This is a genomic window from Chryseobacterium gotjawalense, assembly GCF_030012525.1.
In the GTDB taxonomy this organism is placed as follows: domain Bacteria; phylum Bacteroidota; class Bacteroidia; order Flavobacteriales; family Weeksellaceae; genus Kaistella; species Kaistella gotjawalense.
This window is the reverse complement of sequence record NZ_CP124855.1, coordinates 3,056,702-3,069,029: the sequence shown is the minus strand read 5'-3', so window position 1 is coordinate 3,069,029 and position 12,328 is coordinate 3,056,702. Positions and strand designations below refer to the sequence as shown.

Annotated in this window: 13 protein-coding genes; 9 read left to right on the top strand and 4 right to left on the bottom strand. The window is 39.8% G+C overall.

What is annotated here, in order from left to right; all coding sequences use genetic code 11:
- Position 1: 1 nt before the first annotated feature.
- Together ubiE and QGN23_RS13995 are read right to left on the bottom strand one after the other, a co-directional pair.
- Positions 2–664, bottom strand: a complete 663-nt coding sequence (ubiE, locus tag QGN23_RS14000; protein WP_282906410.1) for a bifunctional demethylmenaquinone methyltransferase/2-methoxy-6-polyprenyl-1,4-benzoquinol methylase UbiE — start codon at positions 662–664, stop codon at positions 2–4.
- Positions 665–727: 63 nt separating this feature from the next.
- Positions 728–1,300: a hypothetical protein gene (locus QGN23_RS13995; protein ID WP_282904860.1), complete on the bottom strand. Its 573-nt coding sequence runs from the start codon at positions 1,298–1,300 to the stop codon at positions 728–730.
- A gap of 105 nt (positions 1,301–1,405) precedes the next feature.
- Here QGN23_RS13995 and QGN23_RS13990 point away from each other — a divergent pair, with 105 nt between their 5' ends.
- From QGN23_RS13990 to QGN23_RS13975, 4 genes are all read left to right on the top strand, one after another.
- Complete coding sequence (locus tag QGN23_RS13990) at positions 1,406–2,473, top strand: 3-oxoacyl-ACP synthase III family protein (RefSeq protein WP_282904859.1); 1,068 nt, start codon at positions 1,406–1,408, stop codon at positions 2,471–2,473.
- Between the two features lie 66 nt (positions 2,474–2,539).
- Positions 2,540–3,745, top strand: a complete 1,206-nt coding sequence (locus tag QGN23_RS13985; RefSeq protein ID WP_282904858.1) for a metallophosphoesterase — start codon at positions 2,540–2,542, stop codon at positions 3,743–3,745.
- Positions 3,746–3,764: 19 nt separating this feature from the next.
- Positions 3,765–4,259, top strand: a complete 495-nt coding sequence (locus tag QGN23_RS13980; protein ID WP_282904857.1) for a GNAT family N-acetyltransferase — start codon at positions 3,765–3,767, stop codon at positions 4,257–4,259.
- 92 nt (positions 4,260–4,351) lie between these two features.
- Complete coding sequence (locus QGN23_RS13975) at positions 4,352–4,594, top strand: hypothetical protein (protein ID WP_282904856.1); 243 nt, start codon at positions 4,352–4,354, stop codon at positions 4,592–4,594.
- Positions 4,595–4,671: 77 nt separating this feature from the next.
- On the opposite strand, the gene alaS is transcribed toward QGN23_RS13975, so the two are convergent.
- Entirely contained in the window at positions 4,672–7,329 is a 2,658-nt protein-coding gene (alaS, locus tag QGN23_RS13970) for an alanine--tRNA ligase (protein WP_282904855.1), read from the bottom strand.
- 482 nt (positions 7,330–7,811) lie between these two features.
- On the bottom strand, positions 7,812–8,036 hold the full coding sequence (locus QGN23_RS13965; RefSeq protein ID WP_282904854.1) for a hypothetical protein: 225 nt from the start codon (positions 8,034–8,036) through the stop codon (positions 7,812–7,814).
- A gap of 185 nt (positions 8,037–8,221) precedes the next feature.
- Between QGN23_RS13965 and ureA the strand changes: the two genes are divergently transcribed.
- The 5 genes from ureA to QGN23_RS13940 all read left to right on the top strand — a co-directional run bounded on the left by ureA (position 8,222) and on the right by QGN23_RS13940 (position 12,315).
- Positions 8,222–8,524, top strand: a complete 303-nt coding sequence (ureA, locus tag QGN23_RS13960) for an urease subunit gamma (RefSeq protein ID WP_282904853.1) — start codon at positions 8,222–8,224, stop codon at positions 8,522–8,524.
- Positions 8,525–8,543: 19 nt separating this feature from the next.
- On the top strand, positions 8,544–8,912 hold the full coding sequence (ureB, locus tag QGN23_RS13955; RefSeq protein WP_282904852.1) for an urease subunit beta: 369 nt from the start codon (positions 8,544–8,546) through the stop codon (positions 8,910–8,912).
- Between the two features lies 1 nt (position 8,913).
- Positions 8,914–10,635, top strand: a complete 1,722-nt coding sequence (ureC, locus tag QGN23_RS13950) for an urease subunit alpha (RefSeq protein ID WP_282904851.1) — start codon at positions 8,914–8,916, stop codon at positions 10,633–10,635.
- 482 nt (positions 10,636–11,117) lie between these two features.
- Positions 11,118–11,633, top strand: coding sequence for an urease accessory protein UreE (ureE, locus tag QGN23_RS13945; protein ID WP_282904850.1), 516 nt, complete (start codon positions 11,118–11,120; stop codon positions 11,631–11,633).
- Positions 11,626–12,315, top strand: coding sequence for an urease accessory protein UreF (locus QGN23_RS13940; protein WP_282906409.1), 690 nt, complete (start codon positions 11,626–11,628; stop codon positions 12,313–12,315). Before ureE ends, QGN23_RS13940 begins: the two co-directional genes overlap by 8 nt.
- Positions 12,316–12,328: the final 13 nt, after the last annotated feature.

Below are 12,328 nucleotides of genomic sequence, written 5' to 3'. Positions count from 1 at the left end.
ATTATTTAGTGGCCTTATAAATGGTTGCGATTCCTAAACTTAGTTTTTTGTATTCTACTTTTCGAAATCCAACATCTAATAAAATGGTTTTCATTTTTTCTCCAAAAGGAAAAGCATTTACAGAATCCGGCAGATAGGTGTACGCGCGATTATCTTTTGAAACCAATTTACCAATTTGAGGCAAAATGTTTTTAAAATAAAACATATAAAATGGAGCCAAAAAACCTTCTACTTTGGAAAACTCCAGGATATAAACGCTTTTATCCTCTTTCACTACCCTTTTCAATTCTGACAGCCCTTTTTCTAAATTCTCGAAATTACGCACTCCAAATGCAACGGAAACCGCATCGAATTTATTGCTTTCAAAAGGAAGATTTTCTGCATCTCCTTTGATCATTTCGATTTGTTCGGTTAAATTAATCTTTTTGATTTTTTCAATACCTACATTCAGCATTTGTTGAGATAAATCTAAACCAATCATTTTCGCGCCGGTTCCTTTCTGCACTGCGATTGCTAAATCTCCGGTTCCGGTGGCCACATCCAAAACCTCTTTCGGCTGATCAGCATTCATCCATTTCACCAGGGTATTTCTCCATAAAACATCAATTTTCATAGAGAGCACATGATTCAGCAGATCATATTTCGGTGCGATATTGTCGAACATATCTTCGACTTCTTTTTTCTTGCCGGCTTCGGTATTGTAAGGGGTAACTTGGTTCAATGTATCTTATTTAAATTGATAATATTCTTTATAATAATTCAAAAAATCTTCTTTGCGGAAAATCTTTGTTCTGGATTCTACTTTCTGGATATTTTTGATTACTTCATCGTACTTTTCGTCGATATTGTAATAAAAAGCATCGGTATATAATTTATTAAAATGAACGGGAGCGTTCAGATATAATTTCCCGTCGATATTGGTTTGTTTTCGGGCAGCGATCAAAGAATCCTTATTTAATCCATAACCATAAAACTGTTCGTTGATATAATAATCCTGGTGAGCGATATTCAGCAGGCCCCGGTTTTTATTCACTACAAAACCTGAATCATACAGCAACTTTTTCTGACCGTCAAAAACTTTAATCTCGTTTTTGCCTTTCTTTAAATCAACATGCACTTTCTGACCTGCTGAAATAATGTTTTCAGCGCCATTATTAATATTAAAATAAAAGGTGTTTACGGTGGGATTATCCACCAGGTAATAATTTTTTTTCGCTAAAAAGAAATTATAAATCCCGAAGGCGACCAATACAGTAATGACTGATATAATTAAACCTTTGGTAGATGGACTCATTTTCATATAAAATATTGTGGTGAAAAAACTTTTGCAAATTTAATAATAATTTTGTTTTACTACGGTACAATAATAATTCTTAAATTTGCACTAAATTTTTCATATCATTATATGCCCAATACAATCATAATCGGATCAGGAAGTTACATTCCTACAAAGGTAATCGGAAAAGAATACTTCATGGACTCTGTTTTTTACACGGACGAAGGTGAAAAAATCGATAAACCCAACGAAGAAGTCATTCAGAAATTTGTAGAAATTACAGAAATCGAAGAAAGACGTTACTTAGAAGAAGATGAATTTAACTCTGATTTGGGATACCACGCGGCAAAAGAAGCCATCGCTGACGCAAAAATAGACCAGGAAGATTTAGACTATATTATTTACGCCAGTAATTTTGGTGAAGTTGACCATAACGGAATGACCAACTTCATGCCCTCGATGTCTTCCAGAGTGAAAAACAAACTCAACATTAAAAACAGAAGAACCGTAAATTACGACATGATTTTTGGCTGTCCCGGTTGGGTAGAAGCCATGATTTTGGCAGATACGCTTATCAAAGCTAAAAAAGCAAAATTAATACTGGTGGTAGGATCTGAAACCCTAAGCCGGGTAACCGACGCGTTTGACCGCAACAAAATGATTTTTGCCGATGGTGCCGGAGCGGTCGTGGTACAAGCTACAGACGATGAAACCGTGGGAATTATTGCTGATTCAACCATTTGTGATAACGGACCGGAATTAAACTATCTCGAAAATGCACCTTCCTTAAAAAAAGACGAAGACCGCAAACCTTTATACATCAGAATGCACGGTAGAAAAATCTACGAATATGCCCTTAAAAATGTTCCTGATGCGATTAAAGAAACCATTGACAAAGCAAATTTAACCATCGACGATATCGATAAAATCTTAATTCACCAGGCAAATGCCAAAATGGATTATGCCATGATCTCCCGCCTGTTTAAACTCTACGGCAGAACAGATTACGATCACGCCGTGTCGCCAATGACCATTCAATATTTAGGAAATTCTTCCGTTGCGACAATTCCTACCATGTTCGATCTGATCATTAAAGGAAAAATGAAAGGTCAGTCGTTCAAAGAAAAAGGGAACATCGTCTTCACTTCGGTAGGAGCCGGAATGAACATCAACGCGATTGTTTATCGTTTTCCTTAATTAAAAACTTAAAAAAATAAAAAAAGCACAAAATTTGTTTTGTGCTTTTTTATTGATCTAAAAATTATGCAAAGAAATATTTTAATAATTACCGGAATTTTATTCGCCCTCGAATTTTATGTGTATCAGGCTTTTAAAACAGTCACAAACAACAACTATCTCCGGATTGCTTATTGGGCAATTACGGTTTTGGTGTATTTATTTTTCATTTATGAAGTCCTTAATTTCAAACGTACAGAACGAGATCATCATCGGATTCAGATTGTCGCTTCGGTATTTTTAGTTTTTTTACTTCCCAAACTTTTTGTGGTTTTCTTTCTTTTGATCGAAGATTTCGGACGGGGAATTAAATATACCGTTCAGTTATTTGGCACGGCCGAAAATCACATTCCCGAACGCAGGAAATTTTTAAGTATGGTCGGAATAGGAACTGCAGCATTGCTTTCCGGTTTATTTCTGGATGGGATTGTTTTTGGAAAATACAGGCATTCCATAAGAAAAGTGAAACTGAAAATCGCCGGGTTACCAAAAAGTTTCAAAGGGTACAAAATCGTTCAGATTTCCGATGTCCACGCCGGCAGTTTTCTCCGTCCCGAAAAATTACAGAAAGCGATCGATTTAATTAATGAGCAAAAGCCAGATTTAGTCTTGTTTACCGGCGATATGGTCAATAATTACGCCAGTGAGTTTAAGCCTTTTATCGAGTTATTCAAAAGTATACAATCAAAAGACGGGAAATTTTCAATTCTCGGAAATCATGATTACGGTGATTATGGCAGCTGGAATTCGGCGGCCGAAAAAGCACAGAATATTCCCAGTTTAATTGAATTTCAAAAACTGGCCGGCTTTGAAATGCTTAGAAATGAGCACCGTATCATTGAAAAAAACGGCGAAAAACTGTATGTACTCGGTGTAGAAAACTGGGGCGAAAAACCGTTTCCACAATATGGAGATTTAGACAAAGCGTCTTATGGAATTCCCACCGATGCTGCAAAAATATTGATGAGCCACGATCCAACACATTTTGATGCCGTCGTAAAAAATCATCCTTCGAATGTGCAGCTCACGCTTTCGGGGCACACCCACGGCATGCAGTTCGGGCTTGATTTGAAAAACGTCCGCTGGTCGCCGGTACAGTACCGTTATAAAAAGTGGGCAGATTTATATGAAAGCAATGGAAAATCGCTTTATGTAAACCGGGGGTTTGGCGTGATCGGCTATCCCGGAAGAGTCGGCATCGATCCTGAAATAACCCTTTTAGAACTGAGTTAATCTAAAAAAATAAAAACTCATGGTTGAATTTATAAAAGCAGCGGAAAAAGACATTCCTCTTCTTCAGCAACTGGCAGAAAAATCCTGGAATGCAGCCTACAGAAACATTCTCCCGCAAGATCAGATTGATTATATGTTGAAGGAAATGTATTCCCATCAGGAAATCTCTGATCAGCTCCAAAATCCAAATTATCACTATTATTTGATTTTAAATAAAGGGAGCGATGCCGGATTTATCGGGTTCGAATTTCATTATGAAAAAGACACTGCCAAACTCCACCGCATTTATCTTTTAGAAGAATTCAAAGGAAAAGGTCTCGGCAAAAAAGCCATCAATTTCTTAAAAGAAAAAGTCGCGGAAACTTCAGACAGGAGAATTATCCTGAACGTCAACAAAGATAATCCTGCAAAGAAAATATACGGATCACAAGGTTTTACCCTATTTGCAGAAGGTGTTTTTGACATTGGAAACGGTTATGTAATGGACGATTACTTAATGGAATTCCGGTTTTAAATCCTCATTTTCAGCGGATAAAAAATAAGAGTTCTTTTTATTTGGTACGATTTTAGAATTGTTAATTTTATTAACATTAAAAAATTAAAATTATGACACGTACTAATTTATTCTCAAAGATTCAGATTTTCGCCTTGGCAGTAATGGCAAACTTTGCCGTAGTTTTGGTGAAAGCTCAGGAAAAAGCTTCCGATTTAAAAGTGGATGTAGATGTGAACAAAGGAAATGACACGATGGGTGGAGACTGGATGAGCAATCCACTGGTTTGGGTAATCGGTGCCTTGGTGCTGATCGTTATTATTGCATTGGTTGCAAGAGGTGGCGGAAACAAATAAACGACAAATCATAAACAGAAATCCCGAAAACTTTAAAGTTTTCGGGATTTTTATGTTAAAGTTCCTGTTATTTTTTTTTAAAGAGCGAGTGCTTTCTGATAAGCCTTCTCAATTCCATCCAGGTTTTTTCCGCCTGCGGTAGCAAAGCCGGGATTTCCGCCGCCGCCGCCCTGGATTTCCTTAGCCAAATCTTTCACGATATTTCCGGCGTGGTATTTTGCTTCTAAATCTGAAGAAACGCCCACGGTTATCATCGGTTTTCCATCAGCATCAGAAAGGACGATGATCACCGAATTACCGATCTCTTTCTTCAGCTGGAACACAATATCTTTCACACTTCCGGCATCCAGAGAAACTTTCTTCACCAATAATTTCTTATCTTCTTTCTGAACAAAATCACTGGCCCAGTTTGACGTTTCAGATTTTGCTTTTTCTTTTTTCAAAGATTCTATTTCAGATTTTAAAGAAGTATTTTCCTCGATCAGTTTCTCCACTGATTTCGTAAGCTCTTTTGATTTTAATAAAGTGGAAATCTCTTTCAGCTGCGTTTCTAAATTTCTGAAATAAGCCGCAGACTGATCTCCGGAAATCGCTTCTATTCTGCGGATTCCGGCTGCAGTAGAACTTTCGTTCTGAATTTTAAAATGACCGATTTCTCCCGTATGTTTCACATGCGTTCCCCCACACAGTTCTTTGGAAGAACCAAACTGAATCATTCGTACCTTATCGCCATATTTCTCTCCGAAAAGTGCCATAGCTCCTTTTTCCATCGCTTCGGCAACCGGGATTTCACGGAATTCCTGAAGGGCGATATTTTCTTTGATTTTTGCGTTCACCTTTTCTTCGACCCATTTCAAATCCTCTTCACTGATTTTAGAAAAATGGGAGAAATCGAAACGCAGATAATCCGGACCTACAAAAGATCCTTTCTGTTCCACGTGCGTACCTAAAACTTCGCGCAGCGCTTCGTGCAGCAAATGCGTCACCGAGTGATTCGCCTGCGTATTTTTTCTTTCCGATTCGTTTACTTTAGCATAAAAAACTGCGCCTGCGTCTTTCGGCAAATCTTTAATTAAAGAAACGATCAGATTATTTTCTTTTCTGGTTTCCAGAACTTCGATGATTTCTGAACAGTCTGTAATATCAAAAACGCTTGGATTTGAAATGTCAAAACCTTCTGTATAACTTGGAATTAAAATTCCCTTGTCACCAACTTGTCCACCACCTTCAGGATAAAAAGGCGATTTGGAAAGCACGATCTGATAAAACTCGCCGTCTTTATTTTCAATTTTCCGGTATCTGGTAATATAAGTTTCAGTTTCTAAGACCTCATAGCCTACAAAAGATTCGGCTTTTTCCTCTAAAACAACCCAGTCATAAACTTTTTGCGCAGATGATTTTTTAGAACGCTGTTTCTGCTTGGTCATTTCTTCTTCGAAACCTTGCTCATCAACGGTCAACTGTTTTTCTTCAGCGATGATTCTTGATAAATCCGCAGGGAAACCGTAGGTATCATACAGTTCGAAAACATCCACTCCGGAAAGGGTTTTCTCCCCTTTTGAAATGGTGTCATTAATAATTAAATCAATTCTTTTTAAACCGTGTTCGATGGTTTTCAGGAAAGAAATTTCTTCTTCTTTAATGACTTCAGTTACTAATTTTTCCTGCTTCATTAACTCCGGGAAAAAGTCCCCCATTTCAGTTTTCAAAACAGCTACCAATTCAAAAAGAAACGCCTCTTTCATTCCTAAAAAACGGTACGCATACGAAATTCCGCGGCGTAAAATCCGGCGGATGACATAACCAGCGCCACCATTGGAAGGCAACTGTCCGTCGGCAATTGCAAAAGAAACCGCACGGATGTGATCCACTACTACGCGGATGGCAATATCTTTTTCGTCTTCTAAAATTCCGGTATATTTTTTCCCTGAAAGCTCTTCTACTTTTTGAATCAAAGGCGTGAACACATCGGTATCATAATTCGAAGTTTTGCCTTGCAAAGCCATACACAAACGCTCAAATCCCATTCCGGTATCCACGTGTTGCTTTGGCAGTTTTTCCAGACTTCCGTCGGCTTTTCTGTTGAATTCCATGAAAACGAGATTCCAGACTTCTACCACTTGCGGGTGATCGTTATTCACCAGCTCCAAACCGGAAACTTTGGCTTTCTCTTCCGCTGTTCTGATATCGATATGAATTTCTGAACAAGGTCCGCAAGGTCCGCTCTCCCCCATTTCCCAGAAATTATCTTTTTTATTTCCGTTAATGATCCGGTCTTCAGAAATATGAGCTTTCCAGAAATTATAAGCATCCTGGTCGCGGTCTAAGTTTTCGGAAGCATCTCCTTCAAAAACAGTAACATATAAATTTTCTTTAGGAATCTTATAAACTTCTGTCAGTAATTCCCAGGCATAACCGATGGCTTCTTTTTTAAAATAATCACCGAATGACCAGTTTCCCAACATCTCAAACATCGTGTGATGGTAAGTATCGCGGCCTACATCGTCTAAATCATTATGCTTTCCGGAAACTCTCAGACATTTTTGCGTGTCTGCAATCCGGGGTGATTTCGGCTCTTTATACCCTAAAAAGTAATCCTTAAACTGGGTCATTCCTGAATTGGAGAACATCAATGTGGGATCGTCTTTCAATACAATCGGTGCTGACGGGACAATCAGGTGATTTTTACTTTTAAAATAGTCTAAAAACTGCTGGCGTATATTTTGTGAAGTCATAGTTGATTTTGGCTTTTATCGATTGGCTTTGGGCGAATTTATAAGAATGCAAATTTAAGAAATTTTTGACTGAAAAAGCAGATTGATTTTTTGGAGCTTAAGACGGGTATTATTCTCAGTAAATATTTAATTTTTTCAACCAAGTGATTCTTTATCCTCCTTAGCCTTCCTTAATTAATCAAAGAAGAATGAATAAATTGATTTGATCAACCGGAAGCTTAGAACTAAACCTGCTGAAAGAGTTCATTCAAACCCTTCATCAATTCAGATTTTAAGCATGTGTTTTTCAGTTAACACAGATCATTGCAGGGAGGCGCAACAGAGCGGCCTCAATTAACGCGCACTATCACAAAAAAACCAATTCCACTATCCGCAAAGTTTAACACTCATGTATCAATTTTTAACATTTATTTATCTATAAATAGTTGTTAATTTGTACAACAAAGTAAAGAAAACCAAGTAATCTTCACTTATTGTTTTGATTAAATTGATACCTGCTGTTTGGCAAGATCAGCTGTTGCCATTTTTCCGTTGTATTCAGACAGTTCTGTCATTTCAAATCTCAGCATTAATGAGAATACCCAACGGTTTCTTTTCCGAAACTGATCATGATAAAGATTTTGCCGGTTATTAAGATAACGGCACGAAAAACCGGTATGTTTTCTGCGGCCGGTAAAAGTGGTGGACTGCTTTTCAGATGAAGGCACAGGAGAATGGTGTTTCGTGAACGTATTTTATTTTTTTTACCATTGCAGGCACATTCATTATAAGTCAGTGCAGACGGTGGTTTTATGAAATGATCCGTTACATTTTGTTTTCAGAGTAAGCCTTTTTAGCTTTTCTGAAAACATGGAGCAGTAGCTGTTATACTAAAACTTTTAAAAATACTGAGATGCATTTAACACCACGAGAAATCGAAAAACTGATGCTGCACACCGCTGGAGAACTTGCTCTGAAAAGAAAAGCAAGGGGTGTGAAACTGAATTACCCCGAATCTATAGCCCTGATCAGTCATTTTGTGATGGAAGGAGCAAGAGACGGAAGACGCGTTGCCGACCTCATGCACGAAGGCGCAAATATCCTTACGAGGGACGACGTGATGACTGGCGTGCCCGAAATGATCCATGACATACAGATTGAAGCAACTTTTCCAGACGGAACCAAAATGGTGAGCGTACACAACCCAATCCGATAATCTCAAAAAACAAAGCATTATGATACCTGGAGAAATATTTGTAAAAGAAGGCACGATCATCTGTAATGAAGGCAGGCCTACTGTAAAAATAAAAGTGACCAATACCGGCGACCGACCCATACAGGTAGGTTCGCATTATCATTTTTTTGAAGTAAACAAAGCGATGCTGTTTAACCGCGATGAAGCCTTCGGAAAAAGACTGAATATCATATCAAGTACTGCAGTCCGTTTTGAGCCAGGCGAAGAAAAAGAAATAGAACTGGTAGAAATCGGCGGTGACCGGAATTTCTATGGCTTCGACAATCTGACAAGCGGTTCTATCGACTCACATGAGGTGAAAGACAGAGCGCTCGCAAAAATGAAATCTTTAAACTATAAATCTTTATAAAATGAGTTTAGAAGTAGACAGAAAACAGTACGCGAATATACTTGGACCTACAACGGGTGATAAAATTCGTCTTGGAGATACCAATCTGATCATAGAAGTAGAAGACGATTTAGGAATATACGGCGATGAATCTATTTTTGGTGGCGGCAAAACCGTACGAGACGGAATGGGACAGAATTCTACATTTCTAAGATCACAGGGCGTTCTGGACCTGTGCATTACCCGCGCAATTCTGATCGATCACTGGGGAATTGTAAAAGCAGATATCGGGATTAAAGACGGCAAAATCGTCGGGATCGGTAAAGCAGGAAACCCAGATACCATGGATGGAATCACACCCGGAATGATTATCGGCGCTTCTACAGAAATCCACAACGGTGCCGGAATGATCGTTACAGCGGGTGGAATCGACACTCACGTCCACTTTATTTCTCCACAACAGATTGAAACTTCTCTTTATAGCGGAATCACTACGATGATAGGGGGCGGAACCGGGCCAAATGACGGCAGCAATGCCACAACCTCAACACCGGGAAAATTCAATATTCAGAGAATGATGGAGGCCACTGAAGCCTTCCCCATGAATCTGGGATTTTTCGGCAAAGGAAACTGCTCCACCGTGGAACCTCTGGAAGAACAGATCGAAGCCGGCGCACTGGGGCTTAAAGTACATGAAGACTGGGGCGCTACTACCGCAGTAATCGACGCATCGCTGAAAGTAGCCGATAAATACGATATTCAGATCGCCATCCATACCGACACGCTGAATGAAAGCGGATTCCTGGAAGATACCATGGCCGCCATCGACGGACGGGTGATCCACACTTTCCATACGGAAGGCGCAGGAGGAGGCCATGCTCCGGATATTATCAAGGCCGCGATGTATCCCAACGTGCTGCCGGCATCCACCAACCCTACCCGTCCGTATACCGTGAACACGATCGATGAACATTTAGACATGCTCATGGTTTGCCACCATTTGAGCAAAGAAATTCTCGAAGACGTGGCTTTTGCCGATTCCCGTATCCGTCCGGAAACCATCGCAGCCGAAGACATCCTTCATGACATGGGCGTTTTCAGCATCATGAGTTCCGATTCCCAGGCGATGGGCCGTTGCGGAGAAGTCGTTATGAGAACATGGCAGACCGCCGATAAAATGAAATTGCAGCGCAAGGAACTGGAAGAAGACAAAGGCAAAGGAAATGACAATTTCCGCGTTAAAAGATACATCGCAAAATATACCATCAACCCTGCCATCGCGCATGGAATCTCCGACCATGTAGGATCACTGGAAGTGGGCAAGATCGCCGATTTCGTCATTTGGAAACCTGCGTTTTTCGGGGTAAAACCTGAAATGATCGTAAAAAGCGGCTTTGTAAGCGCCAGTAAAATGGGCGATGCCAATGCCTCAATCCCAACCCCACAGCCAATCATTTACAAAACGATGTTCGGTGGTTTCGGCACAGCGGTTCAGAAAACGAGCATTACCTTCGTTTCCCAGGCATCCATCGAAAACGGAACAATTAGCAGCTACCAGCTCAACAGAATTTTCCTTCCGGTGAAAAACTGCCGCAACATCGGTAAAAAAGACTTGATTCACAATGACAAAACTCCGAACATTGAAGTCAATCCCGAAAATTACAAAGTGTATGTGGACGGCGAGCATATCACCTGTGATCCGGTGGAAGAACTGCCGTTGGCACAAAGATATTTCCTTTTTTAAAATTAAATTGAAACTGCGGAAGCTCTGTTCACGGTCGCTTTCTTGTTTTTTTATGAGCGAAATCGGGAACAATCAACGAGCTTATTTAAATTTCATTCAAACTGATATTTTTAACACTTAAGCTAAGTTTATTAACCACACAGTCGCAAAAGAAGAACACTTAAGTTTTGAAAATCTTTAATGTTCAACTTTTGCGGGCTTTTCTTAAACCTGATATTATTTTAAACTTCTGTGACTTTGTGGTTAAATGTGCCCCAATAATTATTAAAACATCTTGCCGGTACAGTTAACTTTTCAAACCACAAAGCCACAAAGAGGAAATATGTGAATTATTATAATGCCAACTTCATGAACTTAGGATATGCTGAAAACAAACCTTTGTGACTTTGTGGTTAAATGCCTCTTAAATAACTTAATGAACCAATTAAACCTTTGTGGTTTTATTTTAAAATGTAAACAGGCTCTAAAAAAAAATCTTCCCAATGATCATCAACCAAATTTCAGGAAATCTTTCCGAAAGACCGCTTCATGGTAAAACCGTGGATTATCTGGATCTGGAATGGTATGAAACGACCAAAAGAATTCAGCGCAAAAATACGGGACAGGGACAGGAGATCGCGATCAAATTTCTGCGCGAAGGACAGCGGCTGCGCGAAGGTGATATCCTGTTTGAAAATCATGAGAAAATAGTAGCCGTAAACATACTGGAGACCGATGCAATTGTCATCACTCCAAAATCGATGCTTGAAATGGGAACCGTGTGTTACGAAATCGGCAACAAACACATTCCACTCTTCATTCAGGACGGCGAAGTTCTGCTCCCTTTTGAAATGCCCATGTTCCGCTGGCTGGACGCGGCAGGCTATCAACCTGAAAAAAGAAAAAAGAAACTGCTCAACTTGCTTAGATCAAATGTCGAACCGCACGGACACGGCAGTTTGGGATCGTCCCTTTTTACTAAAATATTAAAAATAGCTTCCTCTAAAGATGATGAATAAACAGTTCCTGGCAACACTGCTGCATATCTCAGACCCTGCGCTTCCTATTGGGGGCTACTCGCATTCCAGCGGTCTGGAAACCTACATACAGAACAGGATCGTAAACGACCGCAAAACCGCGAAAGAATTTGTGGAAAACATGATCCGCTACAACCTGAAATACAATGACGGTGCGTTTCTAAAACTGGCCTATGATGCGGCAGAAAAAGGGAATTTACATGAAATCCTTACACTGGATCAGGAATGCCTTGCACTGAAAGCTCCTATGGAGATCAGGCAGGCGAGCCAAAAACTCGGGCTGCGGTTTATTAAAATTTTTAAACGATACCGCTCTTCCCAGCTTTTGGAAGACTACGAAGCCGAAATTAAAAAAGGAAATGCGTTCTCCAACTACTGTATCGCTTTCGGAATCTACGCGCATATACTGGAAATCCCACTGCATGATGCGCTCTTCGGGTTTTATTACAATTCCGCTGCAGGAATGATCACCAATGCGGTGAAACTCGTTCCATTGGGACAACTTGATGGGCAGGATATTCTTTTCGAAATGTACCCCGTCATTGAAAAAACAGCCAGCGAAACCATGGAACTGGACCGCAGTTATGTGGGGCTTTGCAACACCTCGTTCGATATCCGCTGCATGCAGCACGAAAGGTTATATTCAAGACTTTATATGTCTTAACATTAAAACAAAG